This window comes from Serratia sp. 2880STDY5682894 (assembly GCF_001537385.1).
GTDB classification, from domain to species: domain Bacteria; phylum Pseudomonadota; class Gammaproteobacteria; order Enterobacterales; family Enterobacteriaceae; genus Serratia; species Serratia nevei.
The window spans coordinates 873,792-899,334 of the sequence record NZ_FCJA01000001.1 but is presented as its reverse complement, the minus strand read 5'-3'; the positions used below and the strand labels follow the sequence as shown (position 1 = coordinate 899,334).

29 protein-coding genes are annotated in these 25,543 nt (G+C 57.6%); 13 read left to right on the top strand and 16 right to left on the bottom strand.

The annotated features are described in order from the left end of the window. Nucleotides 1-51 precede the first annotated feature (51 nt). The 4 genes from AWX27_RS04295 to AWX27_RS04280 are packed head-to-tail and all read left to right on the top strand — an operon-like array spanning nucleotide 52 to nucleotide 1,613. The gene (locus tag AWX27_RS04295) at nucleotides 52-369 is read left to right on the top strand and encodes an ArsR/SmtB family transcription factor (RefSeq protein ID WP_060419558.1); all 318 of its coding nucleotides are present in this window, start codon (nucleotides 52-54) and stop codon (nucleotides 367-369) included. Next, nucleotides 359-793, top strand: a complete 435-nt coding sequence (locus AWX27_RS04290; RefSeq protein WP_060419556.1) for a YeeE/YedE family protein — start codon at nucleotides 359-361, stop codon at nucleotides 791-793. The genes AWX27_RS04295 and AWX27_RS04290 overlap by 11 nt, the downstream gene beginning before the upstream one ends. A 2-nt stretch (nucleotides 794-795) precedes the next feature. Further along, nucleotides 796-1,224, top strand: coding sequence for a YeeE/YedE family protein (locus tag AWX27_RS04285; RefSeq protein WP_060419554.1), 429 nt, complete (start codon nucleotides 796-798; stop codon nucleotides 1,222-1,224). Continuing rightward, on the top strand, nucleotides 1,215-1,613 hold the full coding sequence (locus AWX27_RS04280) for a VOC family protein (RefSeq protein ID WP_038875445.1): 399 nt from the start codon (nucleotides 1,215-1,217) through the stop codon (nucleotides 1,611-1,613). Before AWX27_RS04285 ends, AWX27_RS04280 begins: the two co-directional genes overlap by 10 nt. 51 nt (nucleotides 1,614-1,664) lie before the next feature. Here AWX27_RS04280 and AWX27_RS04275 read toward each other — a convergent pair whose 3' ends face one another. The 4 genes from AWX27_RS04275 to AWX27_RS04260 form a co-directional block, all read right to left on the bottom strand. Further along, complete coding sequence (locus AWX27_RS04275; protein ID WP_046686847.1) at nucleotides 1,665-3,218, bottom strand: peptide MFS transporter; 1,554 nt, start codon at nucleotides 3,216-3,218, stop codon at nucleotides 1,665-1,667. Between the two features lie 473 nt (nucleotides 3,219-3,691). Further along, nucleotides 3,692-4,930: a multidrug efflux MFS transporter MdtG gene (gene mdtG / locus AWX27_RS04270; protein ID WP_049271430.1), complete on the bottom strand. Its 1,239-nt coding sequence runs from the start codon at nucleotides 4,928-4,930 to the stop codon at nucleotides 3,692-3,694. Nucleotides 4,931-5,129: 199 nt separating this feature from the next. Next, nucleotides 5,130-5,414: a YciI family protein gene (locus AWX27_RS04265; protein WP_049199424.1), complete on the bottom strand. Its 285-nt coding sequence runs from the start codon at nucleotides 5,412-5,414 to the stop codon at nucleotides 5,130-5,132. Between the two features lie 100 nt (nucleotides 5,415-5,514). Further along, on the bottom strand, nucleotides 5,515-6,435 hold the full coding sequence (locus tag AWX27_RS04260) for a Kdo(2)-lipid IV(A) acyltransferase (RefSeq protein WP_038875457.1): 921 nt from the start codon (nucleotides 6,433-6,435) through the stop codon (nucleotides 5,515-5,517). A gap of 50 nt (nucleotides 6,436-6,485) precedes the next feature. Between AWX27_RS04260 and AWX27_RS24975 the strand changes: the two genes are divergently transcribed. Together AWX27_RS24975 and AWX27_RS04255 are read left to right on the top strand one after the other, a co-directional pair. Then, nucleotides 6,486-6,782: a hypothetical protein gene (locus tag AWX27_RS24975; RefSeq protein WP_139159298.1), complete on the top strand. Its 297-nt coding sequence runs from the start codon at nucleotides 6,486-6,488 to the stop codon at nucleotides 6,780-6,782. Between the two features lie 33 nt (nucleotides 6,783-6,815). After that, nucleotides 6,816-7,883 (top strand): oxygen-dependent tRNA uridine(34) hydroxylase TrhO, encoded by a 1,068-nt coding sequence (locus tag AWX27_RS04255; protein WP_060419552.1) that lies wholly within the window; start codon nucleotides 6,816-6,818, stop codon nucleotides 7,881-7,883. A 43-nt stretch (nucleotides 7,884-7,926) separates the two neighbouring features. On the opposite strand, the gene AWX27_RS04250 is transcribed toward AWX27_RS04255, so the two are convergent. Together AWX27_RS04250 and AWX27_RS04245 are read right to left on the bottom strand one after the other, a co-directional pair. Continuing rightward, nucleotides 7,927-8,505 carry a YceI family protein gene (locus AWX27_RS04250; protein ID WP_016928208.1) on the bottom strand — a complete coding sequence of 193 codons (579 nt, stop codon included), beginning with the start codon at nucleotides 8,503-8,505 and terminating at the stop codon, nucleotides 7,927-7,929. Between the two features lie 23 nt (nucleotides 8,506-8,528). Beyond that, entirely contained in the window at nucleotides 8,529-9,083 is a 555-nt protein-coding gene (locus AWX27_RS04245) for a cytochrome b (RefSeq protein ID WP_060419550.1), read from the bottom strand. Nucleotides 9,084-9,525: 442 nt separating this feature from the next. Between AWX27_RS04245 and AWX27_RS04240 the strand changes: the two genes are divergently transcribed. Both AWX27_RS04240 and AWX27_RS24365 read left to right on the top strand, forming a co-directional pair. Then, a complete protein-coding gene (locus tag AWX27_RS04240; RefSeq protein WP_060419548.1) occupies nucleotides 9,526-10,575 on the top strand; it encodes an AI-2E family transporter in 1,050 nt (349 codons plus the stop codon). A 592-nt stretch (nucleotides 10,576-11,167) separates the two neighbouring features. After that, the gene (locus AWX27_RS24365) at nucleotides 11,168-11,683 is read left to right on the top strand and encodes a DUF2778 domain-containing protein (RefSeq protein WP_230200972.1); all 516 of its coding nucleotides are present in this window, start codon (nucleotides 11,168-11,170) and stop codon (nucleotides 11,681-11,683) included. Nucleotides 11,684-12,016: 333 nt separating this feature from the next. On the opposite strand, the gene AWX27_RS04230 is transcribed toward AWX27_RS24365, so the two are convergent. The 8 genes from AWX27_RS04230 to pyrC form a co-directional block, all read right to left on the bottom strand. Beyond that, entirely contained in the window at nucleotides 12,017-13,036 is a 1,020-nt protein-coding gene (locus tag AWX27_RS04230) for a zinc-dependent alcohol dehydrogenase family protein (protein ID WP_060419546.1), read from the bottom strand. A 3-nt stretch (nucleotides 13,037-13,039) separates the two neighbouring features. Next, nucleotides 13,040-13,156 carry a DUF2770 family protein gene (locus AWX27_RS24360; RefSeq protein ID WP_004927822.1) on the bottom strand — a complete coding sequence of 39 codons (117 nt, stop codon included), beginning with the start codon at nucleotides 13,154-13,156 and terminating at the stop codon, nucleotides 13,040-13,042. A gap of 122 nt (nucleotides 13,157-13,278) precedes the next feature. After that, the gene (locus AWX27_RS04225; RefSeq protein ID WP_038875489.1) at nucleotides 13,279-13,905 is read right to left on the bottom strand and encodes a LuxR C-terminal-related transcriptional regulator; all 627 of its coding nucleotides are present in this window, start codon (nucleotides 13,903-13,905) and stop codon (nucleotides 13,279-13,281) included. Between the two features lie 216 nt (nucleotides 13,906-14,121). Then, nucleotides 14,122-15,237: an N-methyl-L-tryptophan oxidase gene (solA, locus tag AWX27_RS04220; protein ID WP_060419544.1), complete on the bottom strand. Its 1,116-nt coding sequence runs from the start codon at nucleotides 15,235-15,237 to the stop codon at nucleotides 14,122-14,124. Nucleotides 15,238-15,379: 142 nt separating this feature from the next. Further along, complete coding sequence (gene bssS / locus AWX27_RS04215) at nucleotides 15,380-15,634, bottom strand: biofilm formation regulator BssS (RefSeq protein ID WP_004927812.1); 255 nt, start codon at nucleotides 15,632-15,634, stop codon at nucleotides 15,380-15,382. Between the two features lie 201 nt (nucleotides 15,635-15,835). After that, nucleotides 15,836-16,114, bottom strand: a complete 279-nt coding sequence (locus AWX27_RS04210) for a hypothetical protein (protein ID WP_038875495.1) — start codon at nucleotides 16,112-16,114, stop codon at nucleotides 15,836-15,838. A 130-nt stretch (nucleotides 16,115-16,244) separates the two neighbouring features. After that, on the bottom strand, nucleotides 16,245-16,484 hold the full coding sequence (dinI, locus tag AWX27_RS04205) for a DNA damage-inducible protein I (RefSeq protein WP_060419542.1): 240 nt from the start codon (nucleotides 16,482-16,484) through the stop codon (nucleotides 16,245-16,247). 75 nt (nucleotides 16,485-16,559) lie between these two features. Further along, nucleotides 16,560-17,606 (bottom strand): dihydroorotase, encoded by a 1,047-nt coding sequence (gene pyrC, locus AWX27_RS04200; protein WP_038875502.1) that lies wholly within the window; start codon nucleotides 17,604-17,606, stop codon nucleotides 16,560-16,562. Nucleotides 17,607-17,819: 213 nt separating this feature from the next. Here pyrC and AWX27_RS04195 point away from each other — a divergent pair, with 213 nt between their 5' ends. Further along, a complete protein-coding gene (locus AWX27_RS04195) occupies nucleotides 17,820-18,107 on the top strand; it encodes a putative quinol monooxygenase (RefSeq protein ID WP_015377446.1) in 288 nt (95 codons plus the stop codon). 62 nt (nucleotides 18,108-18,169) lie between these two features. Here AWX27_RS04195 and rne read toward each other — a convergent pair whose 3' ends face one another. Further along, entirely contained in the window at nucleotides 18,170-21,547 is a 3,378-nt protein-coding gene (rne, locus tag AWX27_RS04190; protein WP_072265401.1) for a ribonuclease E, read from the bottom strand. A 552-nt stretch (nucleotides 21,548-22,099) separates the two neighbouring features. On the opposite strand from rne, the gene rluC reads away from it, so the two are divergent. Beyond that, nucleotides 22,100-23,059, top strand: a complete 960-nt coding sequence (gene rluC / locus AWX27_RS04180) for a 23S rRNA pseudouridine(955/2504/2580) synthase RluC (RefSeq protein ID WP_038875510.1) — start codon at nucleotides 22,100-22,102, stop codon at nucleotides 23,057-23,059. Nucleotides 23,060-23,065: 6 nt separating this feature from the next. Here the strand turns inward: rluC and AWX27_RS04175 are convergent, their stop codons facing one another. Beyond that, complete coding sequence (locus tag AWX27_RS04175; protein ID WP_060419540.1) at nucleotides 23,066-23,647, bottom strand: Maf family protein; 582 nt, start codon at nucleotides 23,645-23,647, stop codon at nucleotides 23,066-23,068. Between the two features lie 141 nt (nucleotides 23,648-23,788). On the opposite strand from AWX27_RS04175, the gene yceD reads away from it, so the two are divergent. Genes yceD through plsX form a run of 3 tightly spaced genes read left to right on the top strand, consistent with a single transcriptional unit; the run spans nucleotide 23,789 to nucleotide 25,540 of the window. Then, a complete protein-coding gene (yceD, locus tag AWX27_RS04170) occupies nucleotides 23,789-24,310 on the top strand; it encodes a 23S rRNA accumulation protein YceD (protein WP_004927780.1) in 522 nt (173 codons plus the stop codon). 16 nt (nucleotides 24,311-24,326) lie between these two features. Then, nucleotides 24,327-24,494: a 50S ribosomal protein L32 gene (gene rpmF, locus AWX27_RS24355; protein WP_004927778.1), complete on the top strand. Its 168-nt coding sequence runs from the start codon at nucleotides 24,327-24,329 to the stop codon at nucleotides 24,492-24,494. 11 nt (nucleotides 24,495-24,505) lie between these two features. Next, complete coding sequence (gene plsX / locus AWX27_RS04165) at nucleotides 24,506-25,540, top strand: phosphate acyltransferase PlsX (RefSeq protein ID WP_072265400.1); 1,035 nt, start codon at nucleotides 24,506-24,508, stop codon at nucleotides 25,538-25,540. The last annotated feature ends 3 nt before the right edge of the window (nucleotides 25,541-25,543 follow it).

Here is a 25,543-nt window from a genome sequence, read left to right as displayed (position 1 = left end):
AATAGTTTATAAAATGATATTATATAATTTTATAAACTGATTGGGGGGGGGATGGATATTGACGCGATGCGCAAGGCGGCGGCGCAGGCCGGCGCGATGCTGCGCACCTTGGGCAATGAAGATCGGCTGCTGCTGCTGTGTCGACTCAGCCAGGGCGAGATGGCAGTGGGCGAGCTGGCGCAGGCGCTGGCTATCCGCCAGCCGACATTGTCCCAACAGCTTGGCGTGCTGCGCGAGGAGGGGCTGGTCTCCACCCGGCGAGCCGGCAAGCAGATTTACTATGCGGTGGCCGATGCCAAAGCGCTGGCGCTGCTAACGACCCTGTATCAACTGTATTGCCCACAGCCGGAGAACCGCGATGACCATTGACTGGCAACACTTCACGCCCTATTCCGCGCTCGCGGGCGGGGCCATTATCGGCGGTGCGGTAGCGCTGTTGCTGCTGTTCAACGGCCGCATCGCCGGCATCAGCGGCATTACCGGCGGCTTATTGACCGCGGGCGGCCGGGAGCGGGGCTGGCGCGCCGCATTTCTTGGCGGGTTGCTGATTTCTCCCTGGCTGTATGCGGCGGCGGCGGCTTTGCCTCCTGGTGAGATCGCGGCCGGCAGCGGCTGGCTGGCGATCGCGGGGCTGTTGGTGGGGGTGGGTACCCGATTGGGCAGCGGCTGCACCAGCGGGCACGGCGTGTGCGGCGTCGCGCGGTTGGCACCGCGATCGTTGGCCGCCACGGCGGTGTTTATGCTGCTGGGCTTTACGACCGTGTGGCTGATGCGCCATCTGCTGGGAGGCTGAAGATGCTTAAGTCTCTGTTGGCGCTGCTGAGCGGCGTGATTTTCGGCCTGGGGTTAATTATCGCCGGCATGGCCAATCCCGCTAAAGTACTGGCTTTTCTCGATATTACCGGCCAGTGGGATCCTTCGCTGGCGTTGGTGATGGTTGGGGCGATTGCAGTGGCGGCGCCGGCCTTTATGTGGGCGCGCCGACGCCAGCGGAGCCTGTTGGGGGAACCGCTGCAGATCCCGGCCGCCGGGCGTGTGGATCGCCGTTTGCTGGTGGGCAGCGCGCTGTTCGGCATCGGTTGGAGCATGGCGGGCATTTGCCCTGGCCCGGCCTGGGTGTTGGCGGGGGCGGAAATACAACGGGTATGGCCGTTCCTGCTGGCGATGCTGGCGGGCATGGCGCTGTATGAGATTATCATGAGGTGGAGGCGTTCATGTCGATAGCCAAGGCGGTGCTGCGCATTGCGCGCCCGACCGATCGGTTGCAAGAGATTGCCACGCTGTATTGCCGCGGGTTGGGGTTTGAAAGGCTGGGCGAGTTTGTCGATCATCAGGGCTTTGACGGCATTATGATCGGGCATCCGCAGCATGCCTACCATCTGGAGTTCACGCAGCATCGCGGGGTGCGGGTCGGGCAGGCGCCGACGCAGGATCATCTGCTGGTGTTTTACCTGCCGGATGAGAACGAATGGCGAGCCGGGTGTGAGCGGATGCGGGCGGCGGGATTCTTGGCGGTCGTCGCCTATAACCCCTATTGGGATAGGGCGGGGCAAACCTTTGAAGATCCTGACGGCTACCGGGTGGTCCTGCAACATCAGGCCTGGCAAGCATAAAAAAAACCGGCGCCTCGAGCGCCGGTTTGCGAGATAAAAACGGGTTATCCGTCAGGCGTTGGTCGCCGGTTTTTGCGCGCTCTTGGACTGGGTATTTTCCAGCATGCGGCGAATCGGCACGATCAGCACGATCAGCACGGCGGCGCAGATCAGCAGCGCGACGGAGCAGCGAGCGAACAGATCCGGCAGCATATCCAGCTGGTCGGCCTTGACGTGGCCGCCGATCAGGCCGGCGGCCAGGTTGCCCAGCGCGCTGGCGCAGAACCACAGCCCCATCATTTGCCCGCGCATTCTCTCCGGCGCCAGCAGCGTCATGGTGGCCAGCCCGATCGGGCTCAGGCACAGCTCACCCAGCGTCAGCATCAGGATACTGCCCACCAGCCACATCGGCGATACGCCGGCGCCGCCGTTGCTGAGCACATTCTGCGCGGCCAACATCATCAGGCCGAAACCACCGGCGGCGCACAGGATACCGATCACGAACTTGGTGATGCTGCTCGGACGCACGTTATTGCGCGCCAGCGCAGGCCAGGCCCAGCTGAACACCGGCGCCAGCAGGATGATGAACAGGGCGTTGATCGACTGGAACCACACCGCCGGGATCTCGAAGCCGCCGACCATGCGATTGGTGTAATCGTTGGCGAACAGGTTGAACGAGGTCGGCTTCTGTTCAAACGCCGACCAGAAGAACGCGGCGGAGATCAGCAGAATGAAGCACACCAGCAGGCGTGCACGCTCTTTGCGGCTCAGGCCGGCAAAGGCGAACAGGTAGATGAAATACAGGGTGACCGACGCGGCGATGACGTACACCAGCACGCTGGCTACCTCAACCGGGTTGATGACGATGGTGCCCTGAGCGATCAGTACGATGACCGCAGCCAGGACGACCGCCAATGCCAGCAGCCAGGCGCCGACGCCTTTTTTCTTCGCGACCGGGCTGTTCCAGGTGGAATCCAGGCCCACTTCGCGGTCATAGCGTTTCATCGCCGGTACGGCGAACACCCGGAAAATCACCAGCGCCACCAGCATCCCGATACCGCCGATGCCGAAGCCCCAGTGCCAGCCGTGTGACTTGATCAGCCAGCCGGAGATCAACGGGGCGATGAACGAACCGATGTTGATGCCCATGTAGAACAGCGAGAAACCGCCGTCGCGGCGCGCATCGCCTTTCTTGTACAGCGTGCCGACCATCACCGAGATACAGGTCTTGAACAGGCCGGAACCGAGCACGATGAACATCAGGCCGATGAAGAACAGGTTGGTGCCCATCACCGCGGACAGGGCGATCGACAGGTGACCGAGGGCGATCAGGATAGACCCGTACCAGACGGCCTTGCGTTGGCCGAGCCAATTGTCCGCCAGCCAGCCGCCCGGCAGTGCCGCCAGGTACATGCTGCCGGCGAAAATGCCGACGATCGCCGACGCGTTCTCACGCGCCAGACCCAGGCCGCCGTCGTACACGGTGGCGGCCATAAACAGGATCAGCAGCGGACGGATGCCGTAGAACGAAAAGCGTTCCCACATTTCGGTGAAGAACAGAGAACCCAGCGGATAGGGATGGCCGAAGAAGGTCCGGCTTTCTGACTTATTGACAGAGGATTGCATAACGATTTCCCAATAAAAAGGCGCTGCATGGCTGCAGCCCGTACTGTGGTTGTATGTGTATTTAATGAAGGCGATCCGCCCAATGCGGATTACCCGACAAAACCGCGGCTGCAACGCTGATAAACCGTGGAAAGCGTGCTGACCTTTTTTCACTTGGCCGATGGTTCACATCTGGCGTGATATTATTTAACCATTTGATAACTGGTCGTTGGTTTTGTCTAGTACCTGTATCCCATTTTTTAGACGAAAAGTCGACAAGCATCTCCTTTTCTGGTTTTTCTGTTGGTTGTGGCGGGAATATGATTGACAGCGGGTTTTATGCGCTGAAAGTTAATTAATTGTTGATAAACAAGATGTTGAGGTAAGAATGTTCCGAGTGGGCCGAAAATTCGCAGGCCCGAAGGAAGCATTATTAAAAGTAGGGGAAACGCGGCGTTGATCCGGCCAATGGCGTAAATTGGCGATAAATGCAGCTATTGTTCTTCCTGCAGCGTGTCTTCCCGCATGTAGCCCGGCCGCCGCCGCAGACACCACCAGGAATAACCGGCGTTGAACAGCACCACCAAAGCGGTGACGCCGAAGACTGCACGAAAACCGTAGCCGGCGGAGACCGCGGCGCCAAGCAATGGGCCGCTGACGTTGCCGACGTCACGGAACGACTGGTTATAGCTGAAAATGCGGCCGGCCACCTGATTGGTGCAGTTGTAAATCAGCAGCGTCTGTACCGCCGGCAGCAGCGCGCCGTCGGCCGCCCCCAGCAGAAAGCGCAGCACCCCGAGCTGCCACGGCGTTTGCACGAAGGCCATCGGGATCAGCAACAGCACCGAGACGATCAGCATACATATCAGAATGCGCTCCGGGCCGATGCGATCGCCCAGCTTGCCCAGCCGTGGAGCGCTCATCAACGCCGCGACGCCGGGCACCGAGGCGATCAGCCCGCTGATAAACGCCAGGTTATGGGTGGCGCCGGCCAGATCGCGCACATACAGCGTCAGGATCGGCGCAATCGAGCCGGTGGCAATCTGGATAATCATGGTAGTCACGAACAGGCTGAGCACCAGCTTCGGGTTTTTCAGCGAGGCAAACACCTGCCGTGCGTGCAACATGTCGCGTTTTTGTACCGGGGTGAATTGCTCTTTGACATACAGCAGCGTCAGCACGAAGCAGACGAACAGCACCGCAGCGGTGATGTAAAACACCGGGCGCAGACCATAGAGGTCGGCCAACAGGCCGCCGATCAGCGGGCCGATCAGCGCACCGCCGACACCGCCGGTTGACAGGGTGCCGAGCGCCCAGCCGCTGCGGTTGCGTGGCACCTGGGTGGCGATCAGCGCGTTGGCGTTGGGTATGAACCCGCCAAGCAGCCCCAGCACCGCTCGCAGCGCGAGAAATTGCCAGACCGTTTGCGCCATGCCCATCAGCACCATGACGATCGCCATGCCCAACGCTGAGCGCAGCAGCATCAGTTTACGGCCGCGTCGGTCGGCCAGGGCGCCCCAGAATGGCGCGGCGATAGCGGAAAACAGGAAGGTGATGCTGAACAGCAGACCGGACCACATGTTGAGCGCCTGATGGCCGGTTACGCCCAGCGTCTCTACATACAGCGGCAGAAACGGCATCACCAGGCTGAAGGCGGCGCCGGTGAGGAAACACCCTACCCAGGCGACGAAAAGGTTGCGTTTCCAGTTAACGGGTTCTGCTGCCGAAGCCATAAATGTCCACTGCCGAAAGGTGACGCGCTTTGCCGGCGGCAAGATGAAGGGGCAAAGCGTGAAAGTTAGCTTGGTAAGTATGCGCCGCCAGCGCGGCGACGGCAAACGAGGGGACAAGGATTGGGCAAAAAATGAAATAAAGTTTTAAAAAAGACGTTTAAACCTTATTCCGCGCTTAGCGCGCGGAATTTACAGCGTTTTATAGTCCGGCCAGCGCCTCGAAACCGGCGGCGGTGGTGGTGGCGCTAAAGTCGGTGACCTCGTAGTGGGCCACGGCGTTGAAGGGATCTTCGGCCAGGATGGCGTCTAACCGCGCACGCTCAATGCCCTTGGCCAGGATCACGCCGCCGGTGCGGGGATTTTTGCGGCCGGAGGCGACGAAGGTGCCGTCCTGAAAATATTTCTTAAGCCAGGCGATGTGCCCGTCAAGGTGGCTGTCGACTTCGGCGATCGGGCGATGGTAGGTCAGGCTGACAATGTACATAGCGGCTCCAGGTTGGCGGCAAAGGCTTTACCATCCCACCCTCGCCGTCGATTCTCAAGAGGCGCGCAATAAAAAACCCGCCGGTGGCGGGTTTGCTTTATCAGTAGAGCGAAGGCTCGCCTTCCGGGCGGGTCTTGAAGCGACGATGCAGCCACATATATTGGTCAGGCGCCATCAGGATCTCTTTTTCCACCACTTTATTCATAAAGGCGGCGGCCTCGATTTCATTATCCAGCGGGAAGTTTTCCACCGCCGGTTGCATGATTAGCTCATACCCTTTGCCGTCCGGCAGGCGGCGCGGGGTGAACGGAATGATCGCCGGTTTGCCCATCCGCACCAGCACGTAGCTGCCGGTGGTGGTAGCGGCCTTGTCGACCGCGAACAGCGGCACGAAAACGCTGCTGCGCGGGCCGTAGTCGTGATCCGGCGCATACCAGATGATATCGCCCTGTTTCAGGGCGCGGATCATGCCTTTGACGTCCTTGCGATCCAGCATCGACTTGTTGGAGCGCATGCGCCCCCAGGTTTGCAGCCAGTCCATCAGCTTGTTGTCGTGCGGGCGGTAAACGCCGATGCCCGGGTTATGAATGCCGAAGATGCGCGCGCCCAGCTCCAGCGTCAAAAAGTGCAGGCCAATCAGCAGCACGCCCTGGTGGTTGTCGCGCGCCTTTTGGATGTGTTCCAGGCCGCTGACCTTGAACCAGCGCTCGATGCGCCAGTTAGGCCAAAACCACGCCATGCCGGTTTCAAACAGCCCCATGCCGACCGATTCGAAATTCTTTACCACCAGCGCATCGCGTTCGGCCTGCGGCATGTCGGGAAAACAGAGCTCGAGGTTGCGTTGGGCGATAGCGACGCGGCGCTTGAGAAAGCGCATGGCAAACCGCCCGATCGAGGTGCCGAGCCAGTAGATGACGGGGTAAGGCAGCAACACCAGCAGATACAGCAAGCCGATGCCGACCCAGGTCAGCCAATAGCGTGGGTGCAATAAGGAGCGATTGAAAGTAGGAACTTGAGTCATGGGTTCTCTGTTTGAATACGGTTGTTTAAGTGTAATGACAGAGTCATAGCATGGTCTGGCAGCCGGGTGAGTTCGGCCGCAAGGTTCGTTTCTGCCGTTTGTTTGCGACTATTGTGGCATTTTTCTCGTGCTCCGGGAAAACACAACGCATTAAAATCCCCTTTTCGGCGTTAAATATGCATCAGGTGCCGGATTTTTCCACAATATTTCCCGCTAAAGGCCAACGGCAATATCATGGCCGGGCATTATTCAGGAGCAACCGTGTAGGTATTATGGCGGGGCTGCGCGGCGGCGGTTTTTCGGGTATGATGTGCGCCGCGCGCGGGCCGGCAGGCTGCGCGCGATAATCAGTCACCTCCCGAAAGACAGGAAAGTACACCATGCCAGTGTTACATAACCGAATTTCTAACGAGGAACTGAAGGCGCGCATGCTGGCAGAAACCGAGCCTCGCACCACAGTTTCTTTTTACAAATACTTCTCCATCGACGATCCCAAAGCGTTTCGCGACAGCCTGTACGTTCAGTTCGAAAAACTGAAGGTGTTCGGCCGCATCTACGTGGCGAAAGAGGGCATCAACGCGCAGATCAGCGTGCCGCAGCATAATTTCGAGGCGTTCAAAGCCGCGCTGTTCGCCTCGCACCCGGCGCTGGATCAGGTGCGCCTGAACATCGCGCTGGAAGACGACGGCAAATCCTTCTGGGTGCTGCGCCTCAAGGTGCGCGAGCGCATCGTGGCCGACGGCATCGATGACGAGAGCTTTGACCCAAGCAACGTTGGCGAGTATCTGCAGGCCGATCGCGTCAATCAGATGATCGACGATCCGAATACGGTGTTCGTCGATATGCGCAACCACTATGAGTACGAAGTCGGTCACTTCGAAAACGCCATCGAGGTGCCGTCGGATACCTTCCGCGATCAGCTGCCGATGGCGGTGGAGATGCTGCAGGACAGCAAAGACAAAAACATCGTCATGTACTGCACCGGCGGCATTCGCTGTGAAAAAGCCAGCGCCTATATGCTGCACAACGGCTTTAAAAACATCTACCACGTGGAAGGCGGGATCATCGAGTACACCCGCAAAGCGAAAGAGCAGGGGTTGCCGCTGAAGTTTATCGGCAAAAACTTCGTGTTCGATGAGCGCATGGGCGAGCGCATCTCCGACGATGTGATCGCCAACTGCCACCAGTGCGGTGCGCCGTGCGACACCCACACCAACTGCAAGAACGACGGCTGCCATCTGCTGTTCATTCAGTGCCCGAGCTGCGCCGCCAAGTTTGAAGGGTGCTGCAGCGAGATTTGCCGCGAAGAGCTGAAGCTGCCGCGCGAAGAGCAGCGCGCGCGCCGTGCCGGCCGTGAAAACGGCGTCAAGATCTTCAATAAGTCGAAAGGCTTGTTGCAGACTACGATGCACATTCCGGCACCGGAAGAAGAAGGCCCAGCCCGCTGAGCCTGAGGAAATGAGAAGCCCGGCCGCCAAGCCGGGCTTTTTTTTATTTCTCGCGCACGCCTTCTACGGAGATGATCAGCTCAACGTCTTGCGACGCCGGGCCCAGATCGGTGGTGATGCCGAAGTCTTTCAGCTTGATCTTGCCGTTGGCTTCAAAGCCGGCGCGGTAGCCGCCCCACGGATCGTTGCCCTGGCCAATCAGTTTGGCGTCCAGCGTGACCGGCTTGGTCACGCCGTTCAACGTCAGGTTACCGACCACCGCATAACCGTCGCCGCTTTTCTTCACTTCGGTGGATTCAAACTTGGCCTGCTTGTTCTTCTCTACGTTGAGGAACTCAGCGCTGCGCAGGTGCTTGTCGCGTTCGGCGTGGTTGGTGTCGACGCTGGCGGTATTGATGGTCACGTTGACCTTGTCCTTGGACGGATCTTTTTCGTCGAAGGTGAAGCCGCCGTCGAAGTCTTTAAAGCTGCCGTACAGCCAGCTGTAGCCCAGGTGCTGGATGCGGAATTCGATAAAGGCGTGCTGGCCCTGTTTGTCGATCTTGTAGTCCGCCGCCAGTGCGGAACCGGCGCTCAGCAGCAGGGCGCCTGCGGTCAGGCCCAATACGGTCTTTTTCAACATAGCAATCTCCATAAATCCAAAGGTTAATCGGCGCTGCTACCCAGCATCCGTTTCAAAGTGACATCACGATCGATAAAGTGATGTTTAAGCGCGGCCAGCCCGTGCAGTACCGAGAGCACTACCACGGCCCAGGCCAGGTAAAGGTGAATGGCGCCGGCGGTATCGGCTTGCTCCGCCATGCCGGTCACGGTGGCGGGCACGTCGAACCAGCCGAATACGCTGATCGGTTGGCCGTCGGCGGTCGAGATCAGATAGCCGCTGATCAGAATGCCGAACAGCACGGCGTACAACGCCAGATGCGCGAGAATGGCGCTGACGCGAGTGAGGCGGCCATAGCTGGCCAGAGGCTTGGGCGGCGGCGAGACAAAGCGCCAGATCACGCGGATCACCATGATGATGAACAGCAGCGCGCCGATGCTTTTGTGGATCTCCGGCGCCTGGTGGTACCAGACGTCGTAATAGCCCAGCGTAACCATCCACAGACCAAGTGCGAACATGCCGTACACCGTCAGCGCCACCAGCCAGTGGATCAACACTGACACATGGCCGAAACGTTCGGCGGTATTTTTCCAGAGCATCCTGTTTCCTTCGATTACCGATTGGCTGGCTGCAATAATTAAACTTTAGGAAACATAAAATCAATAATAAATTTAACTATGTTACTTCTTAGAAATATTAGTCAGTGAATTTGTTTGAGATGTTCGGAGTTCATCAGATAAATCGTTGAAGATGATATTATTTCTTTCACGTAACGATTATGCTAGTTGTTGAAAATTAGGCTTATTATCTATTAATGTCAGCTTTTGTCATTTTACGTAAACCGTCCATAAATTGCTCGGTGGGATTATTTGTTGGCAAAGGTTATGCCTATTTCTCGCGGCGAAGAGCAGGGCGGAAAGATTAATTTTTTCGAACGGTTACGCGAAATCCTCTGCGGCATAACGGCGGACTTTGCTACCATTAGCGCCAAGCGTCGGCTCTTGATGGCCGGTTAACCCAGTGAAATAACAAGGAAACGTCATGGGCCGAACCCGTGTAACCGACAATAGCTTGCGTTTGGCCGTCCTGCTGGCGATGTTGGTGATCATTCTGGCTGGGGTGAAAGCCGCCGCCGACATCGTGGTGCCGTTTCTACTGGCGGTGTTCCTCGCCATGGTGCTGAACCCGCTGGTGGCGATGCTGGAACGCAGACGGGTGCCGCGCATCCTTGGGGTGACGCTGCTGGTGACGGCGGTGATTGTGGTCGTGATGCTGTTCATCGGCATGCTGGGCGCTTCGCTGAACGAGTTCGCCCGTTCGCTGCCGCAGTACCGCGGCATGATGATCGAGAAACTGCGCGAGCTGCAGTATTACGCCGATCGCTTCAATATCAGCCTCTCCAGCGAAGCGATGCTGCAATATGTCGATCCCAGCGCGGCGATGAATCTGGTTACCCGCATGCTGGGGCACCTGTCTGGCGCCATGACCAACGTCTTCCTGCTGCTGATGACCGTGGTGTTTATGCTGTTCGAAGTGCAGCTGCTGCCTTATAAGCTGCAGCAGGCGCTGGATAAGCCGAATGAGGGCCTCGCCGCGATGCGGCGGGCGCTGGACGGCGTGACGCGTTATCTGGTGATTAAAACCATCATCAGCCTGGCTACCGGGGTGATCGTCTGGATCTTCCTGGCGACGGTCGGCGTACGCTTCGCCTTTATCTGGGGGCTGCTGGCGTTTCTGCTCAACTATATTCCCAATATCGGCTCGGTGTTGGCCGCCATTCCGCCGCTGATTCAGGCGCTGCTGTTCAACGGATTGGGTGATGCGCTGGTGGTGGCGGGCGGCTTTATCGCTGTCAACATGGTGATCGGCAATATCTTCGAGCCGCGGGTGATGGGGCGCGGACTGGGGTTGTCGACGCTGGTGGTATTCCTGTCGCTGATCTTTTGGGGCTGGCTGCTCGGCCCGGTCGGCATGCTGCTGTCGGTGCCGCTGACAATCGTGGCGCGCATCGCGCTGGAGACTACCGAGGGCGGCTATCGGCTGGCGGTCATTTTGGGTGACGGTCGCCCGCCGCGTCAGCCGCCGGAGTGAGGTAATTTCTTGTAGCCACGTTGAGCCGTGCGTTGTTAATGAGTTTTGAATAAGCCACCCAACGGTGGCTTAACGCTTCTACTGCTAATGCATATTGTGAACATTGGCTATTCAGTAAAAACTACAACCACTTAGACCACTTTACATAGGCGACACAAACGACAATGGCCCAGATGAGGGTGAGGTAAAAACCAGAGTTTGGGAACACTGAAACGAAAATAACCCCGCCGATAATAATGAGTACGATAGGGATTAGGTAAGCGAACGAGTTACCCAGCCATTCAATCAACCACTTCATTTTGTGAGCACCCAAAGTTCAGAAAGATTTTCTATTTTACTCCTAAAGACTATATGGGTAACAACAGGAATATCACTTCGGTAAATTAGCGGCATCCAAGGGTTCGTAAAATTTATCTTTATCCATATCATTTTCAATATATATGATGCGGTAGTGATTAATGACAGGAATTACGAATGATATAGCTAGTGAAATACTTTTACGAGAACAGTGATAACTGTTATACATACCAAGAAAAGCGGTAGAGTACATAAATGTACCAAGCATAAGGATATGTGCATGTTGATAATGAGGATGAGTTACAACGATCTTTCAAAAAACGGAGGAGAAGCGAAGCTCCACGTCTATGGGCTAGGTACTTTCCCCGTTTTTTCTGGTAGGCAGCCGTACACAAATGATCCTAACTGCACCTACATTGAGAACAGTGCAATACCTGTTGGTCGTTATTGGTTGGTTGACAGACCGAGAGGTAGTCTAGCCAATCAAGTTCGTTCGTGGGTGCTTGACCAGTACACAGGAAACGATCATAGCGACTGGTTAGCTCTGTTCAGTGCTCAAACAATGAGTGACAGCATGTTTGTAAATAGGATCGCACGTGGTAGTTTTAGATTGCATCCGCTCAGACCCGATGGCCGCGGTTATAGTGAAGGGTGCATTACGTTTGTGAGTCGTCTGGAGTTTTACAAGGTCCGTCGCTTCATCCTTGGAATGAAGCTTATTAGAGTTCCTGGGTCACGCAGTACGTTGATGACCTATGGTTTTGTTGATGTGCAAGGGGAGAGCAAGTTTGAAAAATGCATCGCTCGTTAAGAATATAGTACTGTATATTGCATGTTTCATTACTGCTTTCTGTTTCTCTCGCTATGGGATGCCACTGTATGGCTTAACGTCACTCATCATCGATACCTCTCAACAACTCTTTGGCAGGTATCAAACAGGTTTCTATGAAATGGACGCAGATCCACTGACATTCAGTACGCTGATATTCACTGTGGCACTCTATGCCTTGGTTATATTCGGTTTGGTGAAGATGGCATTAAGACAATTCAGATAAATACAGAATGTCCGATGTGTTAATAAAATGGCATCTCACCACTAATAAGTTTGCATTATCGGGAAAGTCGCCTTTTCCTCCATTGCATTTTATTTATTGGGAACTCCGTTGAATAATAGTTCATCCGCCGTAACCATCTCCGATGCCGTCGGCGTAAGAAAGATTTTGCCGTTCACACCGGGCTGCGCAGCGTGTTGCAGCGCCGCTGCGTACTGATATAAAGGGTAAATAGCCGCGGGCGGGCGCAGCGTCAGCTGGCCGCGCCGCAGCAGCTGGAATAGCTGATAAAACGCCGTTTGCCACTGCGCCGGTGCCGCCTGCGCATTCCATTTACGCAGGTGGAACAGCGAAGCACGCAGCTTCAATTCGTCCACCACGCGCCGCCAGTCCACCTGGCGCCCACCCAGCAGGCCCAGCGCCACAAAGTCGCCGCCGGTGCGAACCGCCCGCGCCAGCTGCAATCCGTCTTCTCCGCCGATGCAGTCGATAGCGGCGCGGGCACCAAAGTGGGTCATTTGCGCCAGCTGCGGCGCCTCAATAACGCGCCAGGCACCGGCGGCCAGCAGCGCCGGGCGATGAGTGAGGTTGCGCACCACCACCGCCAGACGAATGCCACGCAGCGCCGTCATCTGTGCCAGCAGCAGGCTAACGGCGGAGCCGCCGCCGTTGAGCAGCAGCACGTCGCCGGCGTTGAGCGGCAGCCATTGCGTCAGCAGCACCCAGCAGGTGAGCGGGTTGATATAGATTTGCGCCGCGCTGGCGTCGTCGATGTCGTCCGGTACCCAGACCACCCGTTCTTCAGGCAGCGTGACGAAGGTTTGCCAGCTGCCGTCACCCGCTACCGCCAGTGCGCGTCGGCCGGTCGAGCGTCCGCTTTGCGGATCGACGATGACGCCTACGCCTTCATAGCCAGGCACCTGCGGCAGGGCGATGCGGTGCGCGTATTGGCCGTGAATCGGGATCAGGTCGGAAGGGTTGATCGGGGCATAGCGCATCTGCAGCAGCAGCCGGCCGGGGCGCAGCGGCGGCCTGCTCGTCTGCTGCAGCGCCAGCACCTGGGCGGGATCGCCGAAGCGGCTGAAGCTCAATCGGGGAAATGACGACGGCATGGGTTACATCACGAAGAAAAAATAGACATCCAGCGCCAGCAGCACCAGCCACAGACAAAGATACAGCACCAGGTGCTCACGCACGTTGTTGACGATAGCCGCCAGTATTCGGTTTAACATTTCAGCCGCCTGAAGAAAGAGACCTTTGATTATAGTCCTTTTCTCGGCACCTTTTATAGCGGGGCGCGCGTGAGCGCTGGAAGAGTGGCGATAAAAAAGCCTGCGTTATCGCAGGCTTGATGTTACACCGCCAGCAGCGCCAGCGGCGTCGAATTCGTTGGTGCGCTGGGCGGGTAGAAATAACGCAGCACGTTATACAGCGAGTAGAACTCCAGCCGGTTGCGCGCGTTGATCTTCTCCGTGATGTGACGCTTGTGCACATACACCGTATGCGAGCTGATCTGCAGCTTTTTCGCGATGCGGTAGTTGGGCATTTCTGCCATCCAATATTTCATCACCGTCAGTTCCTGCGGGCTGAACAGGGAACGCTCTTCGCCGTCATCGGCCAGCGCCAGCGGATTTTCGCGCAGCGTGCGCAAGGTGAGTGGCAGAATGCTTTTATTGAACAGGAACGCGTTATCGGCGATGCGCATTGGCGTTTCGCTGTAGGGGTAAGGCGTATCGAGATAGATAAACAGCAAGGCAGACTGACTGGCTTCCATAAACGCCAGCAGCTGTGCGTCCGCTTCGTTATAGCGGCACTGGTTGCTGAGGTTCACCAGAATGTGGCTCGGCTGAAAGCTGGCCAACAGCGGCGTAGCGTACTCAATGCTGTGGCAGCACTTGATCGTTGTAATCCCACTATCAGCAAAGTAGCTGGCTATACCGACCCGGGTGAAGCAGCATTCGTCCACGACAAGTAGTTTCATGGTGACGTCCTTGTTGAAAGCCGATGGAGCATATCTTCTGTAAAATAGGACTTACACTGCAAGTGTTCAATTCGGAAATTCAAATGCTGAATGCAAGAAATTTCCGTTATCAGAATTTTTACTTGGTATTTAAAAGAGTTAGCAGGTTAATAAATTGTAACTGCCAAATTTTGCTGTCCAGGGCACGACGGCAACCTGGACAGAGAAATCCTTCGCTTAGCTAAATCGTTTCAGACCAAAGCTGGCGACGTCGACCGGCGGCGCTTTGTCCTGCGCGAACAGGGCGGCAATCTCACCCAGCGCGCTGGCGAACTTGAAGCCGTGGCCGCTCAATCCGCTGATGACCATCAGGCGATCGCACTCCGGCAGGGTATCGATAATAAAGTCTTCGTCGGGGCTCATGTCATAACTGCAGGCTTCGCCGTGTAAACATACGCCTACACCCGGCAAAAACTGCCGCAGGAAGGAGAAAACTTCGGTGCCGTCACTGGCGTAGCTACCGAAGGGTTTGCGCTGCTCGGGGGCGTCCATCGGCTGCCCACCGTCGTGTTTACCCACTTTCAGGCCGTCGTTATCCGCCGGGAAGCCGTAATAGTGCGTGCCGTCCTGCGCTTCGACGGTAAAGGCCGGGAAGCGATTGTTCACGCTGTAGCGGCCGTCCGCCTGATGCCAGGAGAAAACCTTGCGCAATGGCGCAATCGGCAGCTGCGGCAACAGCGCTTTCACCCAGGTGCCGGCGGTGACCACGGCTTTTCGCGCCGTGAAACGCCCTTCGCCGGTGACGACTGCAACGCCACCATCGATAGGCTCCACCGCGCTGACCGGGCAGTTGAACAGCTGGCTGCAGCCGGCCTCTTTCGCCAGCTTGATCAGGCTGGCCACCGCCAGCTCGGAGCGCAGGAAGCCGGCGTCCGGTTCGAAAACGCCGACGTAACCTTCCGGAGCGCGGAATTCCGGCCAGCGTTGAGCGATCTGTTCGGCACTGAGGGTTTGTGCGTTCAGGCGGAATTTCTGCGCGCTCTGCTGAGCATTGTGAATGAATTCGGAGTGCTGCGGCCCCAAATTGAGCACGCCGCACGACTGGAACAGTTCCTCGCCGGATTGTTGAATCAGCGCATTCCACAACGCCTGTGCGCGCAGCACCAGCGGCACGTACTTTTCACCTTCGCCGTAAGCGTGACGGATTATGCGGGTATCGCCGTGATGGCTGCCGTTGCGGTGCGGGGGAATGGCGCTGTCGATCATCAGCACTTTCAAGCCGGCCCGGGTAGCGTAATACCCTGCCGCCGCGCCGACTGAACCGCTGCCCACCACAATCAAATCATATTCCACGTGCCCCACCCTCTCTGATAGCGATTTCTTATCGCCCCATGATAAAAGGTTGCCGAGCGCAATGCACTGATTGAACGGCGAAAGGCAAAGAAAAAGGCGCCGGGAATGGGTCGCGGCGCCTCAGGGGTTAGGGGACGATGAATCAATGTTTTCTGCGATCAAGATCCTGGTAATCCGTAGCTTCAATCTTGGCGATGCCGGCCTCTAAGATATTGATTAATTGACGGGCGACATCTGTGGTCAGCCAAAGCGTTCTGTCTACTTGGGCTTCTTCTGGCGTTTGGTCTAGTGAAGACAGGTAATGAAGGCGTATCATCATGGCGTCGTAAACGTCGACAGTACTGATATCCCAACCGACAAGCGGGTGCGTCTGAATTACTTCATCATTTCTGTCCATAAAGACCCCTTATTGAGTAGTAACTACCGTGAGTGACTAACGAGGATCAATGCGGCTCATCATCATGAGAGCAATTACAGTATACGCATCCGCTTTCATCGGTGGAGGGGGTTGTCACCGAAATTTGCAAAATAAATATTTATTTGAACAATTATTCTACAAACCGGTATGCGAATTTTTGGATGAATAAAGCGCAGGGCATTATTCCGCGCCGGCTGGCGGCGGTGAACCGTGCAGGCATTTTTCCAGCTCTTCGGCCAAATGGGCGAAATGTTTCTGCGTTTCGGCGTCGCGGTTTTGGCTGTGCGATTCCAGCTTCAGGCTGTGGATCAGCAGTTGGTTGGCTTTGTCATCCAGGCTGAAGGCCAGATAAGAGAAAGCCACTTCCAATACGTTCAGGCGCCTTTTCTGATCGGCAATCAGCGCCAGCAATTCACCAAACGTCATCGCGTCTTCGGATTTCACCTTGTCCGGGGCCATGCTTACTCCTTTGCGTTAAATACAGCGCTGAGGCGGATTTTGTTCCAAAGTAAGGGTAAGCGATGAATGGGCAGGGCGCCAGAAACAAAAAAGCCGGAGAGCGACCCCCGGCAAAAACAGCATTGCAGTGTTATTCTGCGCTGAACCACTCGTCCGCGCTTTCCCAGGTTTCCTGAAGGATTTCCTCGATCAGATCCCGGTCGGTTTTGGCGTCTCCCAGCACGGAGAGGCCGTTGGCGCCGGCATAACGTACTTGCACGACGGCGTCTGGAAACTGGCGATTGACCCGCTTGCCCAGTTCGCCGGTCAGCGCCTCAATGGCACCCGCCGGCAGCGGCCGGGTTTTATCTATAGTGACTTCAACACGCATAATTGCCCCCGAAGCGATTTACTGTTTATTTATACAGTTAACCGGGTGCGGGAGCAAGAGGGCGAAGCAAAAATATCAGTCTTTCAGCGACCAGTTCAGGGTTTCACCGGCCAGGAAGGGGATCACGGATTCATTGCCCAGGGCGATCTCTTCCGGTTGGGTGGTCGGCACGCGCTGCAGCTCGATGAAGTCTTCGTTGAGCGGCAGACCATAGAAGCGTGGACCGTTGAGCGAGCAGAAGGCTTCAAAGTGCTCCAACGCGCCGAGTTGTTCGAACACGGCAGCGTAAGCCGGGATGGCATTCGGCGCGTTGAAGCAGCCGGCGCAGCCACAGCTGGATTCTTTGCGGTGCTTGAGATGCGGCGCGGAGTCGGTGCCGAGGAAGAAACGATCCGAACCGCTGGCGACCGCCTGACGCAGCGCTTCCTGGTGGACATTGCGCTTGAGGATCGGCAGGCAGAACAGGTGTGGGCGAATGCCGCCCACCAGCATGTGGTTGCGGTTGAACATCAGGTGCTGTGGCGTGATGGTGGCGCCGAGGAAACGATTGCCTGCCTGCACATATTGCGCCGCTTCTTTGGTGGTGATGTGCTCGAAGACGATCTTCAACTCTGGGAACTGGCGGCGGATAGGTTCCATGACCTGTTCGATAAAGCGCGCCTCGCGGTCGAAAATATCGACGGCAGGATCGGTCACTTCGCCGTGGATCAGCAGCGGCATGCCGATTTTTTGCATCTGTTCGAACAGCGGGTAAATGCCGGTCACGTCGCTGACGCCGTGGCTGGAGTTGGTCGTAGCGTTGGCCGGATACAGCTTGGCGGCGGTAAACACCCCTTGCTCGAAGCCGTTGACCAGTTCACTGGCCGCCAGGGAGTTGGTGAGGTAGCAGGTCATCAGCGGAGTGAAGTTGTGGCCCTGCGGGACCGCCGCCAGAATGCGATCGCGGTAGGCGCGCGCGGCGGCCACGGTCGTTACGGGGGGAACCAGGTTCGGCATCACGATCGCCCGGCCAAATACCTGGCTGGTATAGGGCACCACCGTTTTCAGCATCTCGTCATCACGCAGGTGGATATGCCAGTCGTCTGGGCGGCGGATTTTCAGAACTTGAGGTTGTGCGGTCATCTAGCTAGGCTCCGGCGGTCAAATACGTCTAATGAAAAGCGAATAATGGGTTTATTCACGCCGGGGTGTAAGGATAAGCGGAAAGTGCCTGAGATGCATCTGTTTGTTGGCGACAAGTTGAAATCAATAGGGCGGCGGGCGCATAGTGGCAGAGATTTCAACGATGCCGACGCCAATACCGTCGACCTTCATCAAGTGGAAAGGGAGAAAGCAATGGAAGTACGCGTTATCGCCACCCTGCAAGCGAAAGCGGGATTTGAAGCCGCCGTCAGCGAAGCGGTGCACGATATTATCGAGCCGAGCCGCCAGGAGTTGGGCAACCTGCAGTATGATTTACATCGCGATCTGGAAAAGCCGGGCGTCTTCGTGTTCTTTGAGCGTTGGGCCAGCAGCGAAGCGCTGGATAAGCATAATGAGACGGCGCATTTTCAGCAGTTCGTCAGCCGGCTTGACGGCAAGTTGGACGTTTTGGACATCAAGAAACTGAAAAAGATAGCCTGAGCCTTTTTACAGGCAAGAAAAAACCCGCCGATGGCGGGTTTTTTTTAGGGTTGCAGATTAACTCATTCGTTAACCGGCTGTGGCTTGGTGGCCGGCGCGGTCGCCTGGCTCACCGCCGAATGGCCGCCTGCCGAGCCTTTGCCTTCAAAGTTGAAGGAAGGGCGCTGCCAGTCGCTGTGCTTGCGTTCTTCCGGCACGTAGGCCGGCGCAGGCGCTTTGGTCATCGGCGCAGTGGCGATGTGTTTGTACAGCACGTCCTGCACGGCTTTCACCGGTGCCGGCTGCTGAGCAACCACAGGCGCAGGTTCCGCGGCGATTGGCGCTGGGACTTTTTCGACCGGAGCGGCTTCTACGGCGGCTGGCGCAGGTGCGGCTTCTGCCACTGGCGTTTCTTCCGCTGGCGTGGCTTCTGCCGGTGCAGTTTCGACCACAGGCTTCTCTTCCACCAGCTTGGCTTCAACCACAGGTTCTGCAGTTACGGCTTCAGCTACCGGCTCGGCTTCCACTGCCGGGGCAGTCTCTTCCGCTTTCGGTTCTTCAACTGCGGCAGGTGCCGGTGCGGCTTCCACCGGCGCCGGGGTTTCCTCGGCCGGGGTGGCAACGACCGGCGCCACGGCTGCAGCTTCTTCTTCCGTTACGGTGACGGCTGCAGTTTCAACGGCGGCTTCTGGAGCCGGCTCGTTGACGCTGGCCGCAGCCTGAGTTTCTTCCACGGCAGCGCTGTGTTGTTCAACCGCTGCGGCGACAACCGGTGCCGCTGCCTGTTCTACGACTTCGGCCTGCACTTCGGCTTCTTCAACCTGAGCAACCGGGTAGCTTACCCAGACTTTGCCCGACGCCATTTCCGGCGAAGCGAACGCGCCCGCCAGCGGCATTGGGGATTGCAGCGGGTAACGCTCATCACGGTAACGGCGGCGGCGCTGGCCGCTGACGCGCAGGTGACGCGGTGAACGACGGGAGCGACGCGGCATGCCTTCGCCGTTGCCGCGGTTTTCGCCCTGGGCATCGTCTTCCGGCTGAACGGCAACGGTTTCCGGCAGCAGCTTGACGCTGTCGTCGGCGGTCGGCTGTGCGTCGGCGGCTTTCGCGACCGGCGCTTTCGGTGCCAACAGCTCTTCCGCTGCACGCTGCAGTTCTTCTTCCGCAGACAGGATGCGCACTTTCTGCGACAGAGGGCGGCGCTGACGGCGCTGCATGTTCTGCTGCTGGCGTTCTTCCTGCTCTTCGTCGGTGCTCTCGACCGCTTCAACGCTTTCCAGCGCTTTCACTTCCTGCTGAGCCTGGCGCTTCTCTTCCTGACGACGACGCTGGCGTTCAGCACGTTGCTCACGACGCTGCTGCTGATCTTCGCGCGGCGCTTTAGCGCTTTCTTCCGAGGCGGTTTCCTCAGCGACCGGTGCGTTCTGCTGCTGGTTGCGGCGGTTACGGCGCTGTTCATCGCGGGATTCACGCGATTCACGGCCTTCACGGTTCTCACGCGGTTCACGGTTGTCGCGCTCGCGATTGTCACGGCCTTCACCGCGCTCTTTACGCTCGCCGCGTTCCGGACGATCGCCACGCTCACCGCGCTCTTTACGGCCGGTGCCTTGACGGCGCTGACCGCGACGATCCTGACGACGGTTTTCACCGTTGCCTTCCGCCTTCGGCGTTTCGGCCGGTTTGGCTTCTTCGACGGCAGGTTGTTCTTCACCGGCGAACAGGCTCTTCAGCCCCCCGAACAGGCGGCCCAGGAAGCCCGGCTTGGCGGCGACCGGCGCTGCGGCTTGAGCCTTGGCGGCGGCAGCGGCAGGCTTGGCCACGGCGACAGCTTCTTCAGCCGGCGGCGGCGCATCGGCGGACAGGGAGAAGGAAGCCAGGGCCGGTTGCTCCGGACGCTTGCGTTCCATCGGCGCATCTTCCAGCGGGCGCTCCATGTCTTCTTCATGCAGCTTCGGCAGCAGGTAGCTCAGAGTAGAGGTTTCCTCACCTTTACGCACACGCAGCACCGAGTAGTGCGGGGTTTGCATCTGATCGTTCGGCACGATGACGGCTTTCACGCCGCCCTGGCGTTTTTCGATCGCGCTGACGGATTCGCGCTTTTCGTTCAGCAGGTACGAAGCGACCTGAACCGGCACGATAGCGTGAACTTCTTTGGTGTTTTCCTTCAGCGCTTCTTCTTCGATCAGGCGCAGGATGGACAGCGCCAGCGATTCGTTGTCACGGATGGTGCCGGTGCCGTTACAGCGTGGGCACACGTGGTGGCTGGACTCGCCCAGCGACGGGCTGAGGCGCTGACGGGACATTTCCAGCAGGCCGAAACGGGAAATGCGGCCGATCTGGATGCGCGCGCGGTCCTGGCGCACGGCGTCGCGCAGGCGGTTTTCCACTTCGCGCTGGTGGCGAACCGGCGTCATGTCGATGAAGTCGATGACGATCAGGCCGCCAAGGTCACGCAGGCGCAGCTGGCGAGCGATCTCGTCCGCCGCTTCCAGGTTGGTGTTGAACGCCGTCTCTTCGATGTCGCCGCCGCGGGTTGCGCGGGCGGAGTTGATGTCGATGGCGGTCAGCGCTTCGGTGCTGTCGATGACGATCGAGCCGCCGGACGGCAGGCGCACTTCGCGCTGGAAGGCGGATTCGATCTGCGATTCGATCTGGTAGTGGCTGAACAAAGGGATTTCACCGCTGTACAGTTTGATTTTGCTGCTGAAATCCGGGCGGCCCAGCGCAGCGATGTGCTCTTTGGCCAGATCGAGAATTTTCGGGTTGTCGATCAGGATTTCGCCGATGTCCGGGCGCAGGTAATCGCGGAAGGCGCGCACGATAACGTTGCTTTCCTGGTGGATCAGGAACGGCGCAGGGCGGCCTTCGGCGGCTTTTTTAATCGCTTCCCAGTGCTTGAGACGGAAGGAGAGATCCCACTGCAGCGCGTCGGCGGATTTGCCTACGCCCGCGGTGCGAACGATCAGGCCCATGCCGTCCGGCAGTTGCAACGAGGAGAGCGCTTCTTTCAGCTCGGTGCGATCGTCGCCCTCGATGCGGCGGGAAATGCCACCGGCACGCGGGTTGTTCGGCATCAGAACCAGATAGCTGCCCGCCAGGCTGATGAAGGTGGTCAAGGCGGCGCCTTTGTTGCCACGTTCTTCTTTGTCTACCTGAACGATGACTTCCTGGCCTTCGCGCAGCACATCTTTGATGTTCGGGCGGCCATGGGAAGAGTAATTGCTAGGGAAGTATTCGCGGGCGATTTCTTTAAGGGGGAGGAAACCATGTCGTTCTGCGCCGTAGTCCACGAACGCTGCTTCAAGACTTGGTTCAATGCGGGTGATTTTGCCTTTGTAAATATTCGCTTTTTTCTGCTCATGACCCGGACTTTCGATATCCAAATCATACAGCCGCTGTCCATCTACGAGGGCAACACGCAACTCTTCCTGCTGAGTTGCGTTAATCAACATTCTTTTCATCTTAACTTACTCGTTATTTTTACATTATCGACAAAGCTGCGGGCAAAATAACCTCATGGCCGGAGTTAAACCGAAAGCCCCGTGTCTTCTCGCAAAGCCGTCAACCTCACGGTTGTCGCCTGCATAGGGGCGCATTATCTCGGTAAGCCTGCTTTTCTTTGTGAAAGACAGCACTTTTACTAGGGGAATAGCCTCTGATTTACGTCGACAGATCTGATTCCATTTGCCGGCCAAGCTGCAACCCGCAGCCCGCTAATTGTTTGATTTCGCATTACGTCTTACGCCATTGCTGCGTTTTTGCGCGATCAGACAAATTTTATAATTCCACCGTTTTCCCTGTTTAACGAGAATCAACGCGGAAAGTGACTGCATTATTCCACTGCTGATGCCGTTATAGCAAGGTGACTTTTCCTTAACTGCGGAAGAAATCGCAAACGTTCAAATCGGCTTGCTGCCTTATTGTCCGCTGGGGTTTCGCCCGCCGTCAGAGAGACAGTTAAGCACAGAAAAAGATGTGGCGCTATTCACGCGCTCTATTTAGAATCCCGCACCATGAAAACGAACAATCCAGCAGTACAATTCATCACGATTTCCGACGACGAAGCCGGTCAGAGAATCGACAACTTTCTGCTCGCTCGCCTGAAAGGCGTGCCGAAGAGCATGATTTATCGCATCGTGCGTAAGGGCGAGGTGCGGGTCAATAAAGGACGCATCAAGGTCGAATACAAATTGGCGGCCGGCGACGTGGTGCGCGTGCCGCCGGTGCGGGTAGCCGAGCGCGAAGAAACGCCGGTGTCGGCCAAGCTGGATAAGGTAGCCGCACTGGCAGACTGCATCCTTTATGAAGACGACCACCTGCTGATCCTCAACAAGCCCTCCGGCACCGCGGTGCATGGCGGCAGCGGCCTGAGCTTCGGCGTGATCGAAGGGCTGCGCGCGCTGCGCCCGGAAGCCCGTTTCCTCGAGCTGGTGCACCGTCTGGATCGCGACACCTCCGGTGTGCTGCTGGTGGCCAAGAAGCGCTCCGCGCTGCGCTCGCTGCACGAACAGCTGCGGCTGAAGGGGATGCAGAAGGATTATCTGGCGCTGGTGCGCGGCCAGTGGCAGTCCCACTGCAAGGCCGTACAGGCGCCGCTGCTGAAAAACATTCTGCAAAGCGGTGAGCGCATCGTGCGCGTCAGTAGCGAAGGCAAGCCTTCGGAAACCCGCTTCAAGGTGGAAGAGCGTTACGAATTCGCCACCCTGGTGAAGGCCAGCCCGATCACCGGGCGCACTCACCAGATCCGCGTGCACACGCTGCATGCCGGGCACCCGATCGCCTTTGACGATCGCTATGGCGACCGCGAGTTCGATCGCCAGCTGGCGGGTACCGGCCTGAAGCGGCTGTTCCTGCATGCCGCGGCGCTGCGCTTTGAGCATCCATCCACCGGCGAAACGATGCGCATCGAAGCGCCGATGGACGAAGAGCTGCGCCACTGCCTGCAGGTGCTGCGCCGGCAGGCGGCCAAGTAATCCGCGTCAGACCAGCGGGTTGATGCCCTCAGCCCGCAACATCTCCAACAGCGCGATCAACGGCAGGCCGATCAGGGCGTTCGGGTCCCGGCCTTCCAGCCTGTCGAACAGTGCGATCCCCAATCCTTCACTCTTAAAACTGCCTGCGCAGTTCAGCGGTTGCTCCAGGCGAACATAGGCAGCGATCTCCGTTTCGCTCAGCGCGCGAAAATGCACGTGGAACGGCTCGCACAGGGCCTGCAGCTGCTTGCTACGGCCGTTGTACAGCGCCAGGCCGGTATAAAAAGTCACGGCCTGGCCGCTGGCCTGGCGCAGCTGCGCCCGGGCGTTCTCCTCGGTATGGGGCTTGCCGGTGATGTTGCCATCGATCACGCAGACCTGATCGGAGCCGATGATCAGATGCTCGGGATAGGCGAGGGCCAGCGCCTGAGCCTTCGCCGCCGCCAGGCGCAGCACCAGCGCTTCGGCGCTTTCACCCGGCAGTGGGGTTTCATCCACCTCGGGTGCAGCGCAGTCGAAGGGCAGCTGCAGCTTCTCCAGCAGCATTTTTCGATAGGGGGAGGTGGAGGCTAAAAGCAATCTCTGCATAATTTTTTTCGCAAACCGTAGCGTAAATGGGTACGGCATTTTAAACTGTCGGCCGCTGTGGAAGCGAATATTGGTGAAAGGAGCCGTTTTACGGCCTTTTTCTTTGACTCTATGTCGTTACAAAGTTAATATGCGCGCCCTATGCAAAAGGTAAAATTACCCTTGACCATTGATGCGGTACGTACCGCTCAGAAACGCCTGGACTATGCTGGTGTCTATGCGCCTGAGCAGGTTACTCGTGTTGCCGACTCCGTGGTCAGTGTGGACAGTGATGTCGAGGTGTCGTTGTCGTTCAATATCGACAATCAGCGCCTCGCGGTGATAACAGGGCATGCGGACGTCACGGTAACGTTGATGTGCCAACGCTGTGGAGTCCCGTTCGAACATCAGGTTCACACAACATATTGTTTTAGCCCGGTCGTCAATGATGAGCAGGCTGAGGCATTACCGGAAGCGTACGAACCGATCGAAGTTGACGAGTTTGGAGAAGTCGATCTGTTGGCAATGATTGAAGACGAAATTATTCTTTCACTGCCTGTCGTTCCGGTACATGAATCTGAACACTGTGAAGTGTCCGAAGCGGACATGGTATTCGGCCAACTGCCTCCCGAGGCGGAGAAACCGAATCCGTTTGCCGTATTAGCCAGTTTAAAGCGTAAGTAATTGAGGAGTAAGGTCCATGGCCGTACAACAGAATAAACCAACCCGTTCCAAGCGTGGCATGCGTCGTTCTCACGATGCTCTGACCACGACTACTCTGTCTGTAGACAAAGTATCCGGTGAAACTCACCGTCGTCACCACATCACTGCCGACGGTTTCTACCGCGGTCGCAAGGTTATCGGCTAAGTAGCGATACCTTGACTCGTCTAACCCTGGCGTTAGATGCAATGGGCGGGGACTTCGGTCCCTGCGTCACAGTGCCTGCTTCGTTGCAGGCACTGGCCTCTAATTTACAGCTTCATCTCCTGCTGGTCGGCAATCCCGACGTCATCTCCCCTTTGCTTGCCCACGCCGATCCGGTTCTTCTGGAGCGTCTGCAAGTCGTGCCCGCCGAGTCCGTGATCGCCGGCGACGCCAAACCTTCACAAGCGATACGCGCCAGCCGCGGCACGTCGATGCGCATTGCGCTCGAGCAGCTCAGCAGTGGCAAAGCGCAGGGCTGCGTCAGCGCCGGCAATACCGGTGCGCTGATGGGATTGGCGAAGCTGTTGGTCAAGCCGCTGGAGGGCATCGAACGCCCGGCGCTGATGACGGCTATCCCGAATCAGCAACGCAGTAAAACCGTGGTGCTGGATCTGGGCGCCAACGTCGAGTGCGACAGCACCATGCTGGTGCAGTTTGCCGTGATGGGCGCGGTGATGGCGGAAGATGTGATCGGCATTGCGCAACCGCGGGTGGCGCTGCTGAATATTGGCGAAGAAGAGACCAAAGGCCTGGATAATATCCGCGAAGCGGCCGCTGTGCTAAAAAATACTCCGGCAATCAACTATATTGGTTACCTGGAAGGAAACGAACTGCTCACCGGCAAGACCGACGTGTTGGTTTGCGATGGCTTCGTGGGCAACGTCACCCTGAAAACCATGGAAGGGGTGGTCAGGGTGTTCTTATCGCTGCTGAAATCGTCCGGCGACGGAAACAAGCAAGCGTGGTGGCTGAAATTGTTGGGCCGTTGGTTGCAAAAACGGGTGGTTAAGCGGTTCGGCCACCTGAACCCCGACCAGTATAATGGCGCATGTCTGTTAGGATTGCGCAGCACCGTAGTCAAGAGCCACGGCGCTGCGAACCCTCACGCGTTTGCAGTCGCAATCGAACAGGCTGTGCAGGCGGTGCAGCGGCAAGTCCCGGAAAGGATTGCTGCGCGCCTTGAGGCTGTATTACCTAAGAGTGACTGATCG

Bases quoted from the DNA above. Each gene is read 5' to 3' on its own strand.
- AWX27_RS04290 (WP_060419556.1), top strand. From the start codon at position 359: ATGACCATTGACTGGCAACACTTCACGCCCTATTCCGCGCTCGCGGGC.
- AWX27_RS24365 (WP_230200972.1), top strand. From the start codon at position 11,168: ATGAGTTACAACGATCTTTCAAAAAACGGAGGAGAAGCGAAGCTCCAC.
- AWX27_RS04225 (WP_038875489.1), bottom strand. From the start codon at position 13,905: ATGAAACTACTTGTCGTGGACGAATGCTGCTTCACCCGGGTCGGTATA.
- AWX27_RS24975 (WP_139159298.1), top strand. From the start codon at position 6,486: ATGGTCTGGCAGCCGGGTGAGTTCGGCCGCAAGGTTCGTTTCTGCCGT.
- AWX27_RS04255 (WP_060419552.1), top strand. From the start codon at position 6,816: ATGCCAGTGTTACATAACCGAATTTCTAACGAGGAACTGAAGGCGCGC.
- yceD (WP_004927780.1), top strand. From the start codon at position 23,789: ATGCAAAAGGTAAAATTACCCTTGACCATTGATGCGGTACGTACCGCT.
- bssS (WP_004927812.1), bottom strand. From the start codon at position 15,634: ATGGACAGAAATGATGAAGTAATTCAGACGCACCCGCTTGTCGGTTGG.
- AWX27_RS24360 (WP_004927822.1), bottom strand. From the start codon at position 13,156: ATGTTAAACCGAATACTGGCGGCTATCGTCAACAACGTGCGTGAGCAC.
- rpmF (WP_004927778.1), top strand. From the start codon at position 24,327: ATGGCCGTACAACAGAATAAACCAACCCGTTCCAAGCGTGGCATGCGT.
- AWX27_RS04175 (WP_060419540.1), bottom strand. From the start codon at position 23,647: ATGCAGAGATTGCTTTTAGCCTCCACCTCCCCCTATCGAAAAATGCTG.
- AWX27_RS04250 (WP_016928208.1), bottom strand. From the start codon at position 8,505: ATGTTGAAAAAGACCGTATTGGGCCTGACCGCAGGCGCCCTGCTGCTG.
- AWX27_RS04245 (WP_060419550.1), bottom strand. From the start codon at position 9,083: ATGCTCTGGAAAAATACCGCCGAACGTTTCGGCCATGTGTCAGTGTTG.
- AWX27_RS04275 (WP_046686847.1), bottom strand. From the start codon at position 3,218: ATGCAATCCTCTGTCAATAAGTCAGAAAGCCGGACCTTCTTCGGCCAT.
- AWX27_RS04195 (WP_015377446.1), top strand. From the start codon at position 17,820: ATGGAAGTACGCGTTATCGCCACCCTGCAAGCGAAAGCGGGATTTGAA.
- dinI (WP_060419542.1), bottom strand. From the start codon at position 16,484: ATGCGTGTTGAAGTCACTATAGATAAAACCCGGCCGCTGCCGGCGGGT.
- pyrC (WP_038875502.1), bottom strand. From the start codon at position 17,606: ATGACCGCACAACCTCAAGTTCTGAAAATCCGCCGCCCAGACGACTGG.
- AWX27_RS04260 (WP_038875457.1), bottom strand. From the start codon at position 6,435: ATGACTCAAGTTCCTACTTTCAATCGCTCCTTATTGCACCCACGCTAT.
- AWX27_RS04210 (WP_038875495.1), bottom strand. From the start codon at position 16,114: ATGGCCCCGGACAAGGTGAAATCCGAAGACGCGATGACGTTTGGTGAA.
- AWX27_RS04240 (WP_060419548.1), top strand. From the start codon at position 9,526: ATGGGCCGAACCCGTGTAACCGACAATAGCTTGCGTTTGGCCGTCCTG.
- AWX27_RS04280 (WP_038875445.1), top strand. From the start codon at position 1,215: ATGTCGATAGCCAAGGCGGTGCTGCGCATTGCGCGCCCGACCGATCGG.
- AWX27_RS04295 (WP_060419558.1), top strand. From the start codon at position 52: ATGGATATTGACGCGATGCGCAAGGCGGCGGCGCAGGCCGGCGCGATG.
- mdtG (WP_049271430.1), bottom strand. From the start codon at position 4,930: ATGGCTTCGGCAGCAGAACCCGTTAACTGGAAACGCAACCTTTTCGTC.
- rluC (WP_038875510.1), top strand. From the start codon at position 22,100: ATGAAAACGAACAATCCAGCAGTACAATTCATCACGATTTCCGACGAC.
- AWX27_RS04230 (WP_060419546.1), bottom strand. From the start codon at position 13,036: ATGCCGTCGTCATTTCCCCGATTGAGCTTCAGCCGCTTCGGCGATCCC.
- AWX27_RS04265 (WP_049199424.1), bottom strand. From the start codon at position 5,414: ATGTACATTGTCAGCCTGACCTACCATCGCCCGATCGCCGAAGTCGAC.
- rne (WP_072265401.1), bottom strand. From the start codon at position 21,547: ATGAAAAGAATGTTGATTAACGCAACTCAGCAGGAAGAGTTGCGTGTT.
- AWX27_RS04285 (WP_060419554.1), top strand. From the start codon at position 796: ATGCTTAAGTCTCTGTTGGCGCTGCTGAGCGGCGTGATTTTCGGCCTG.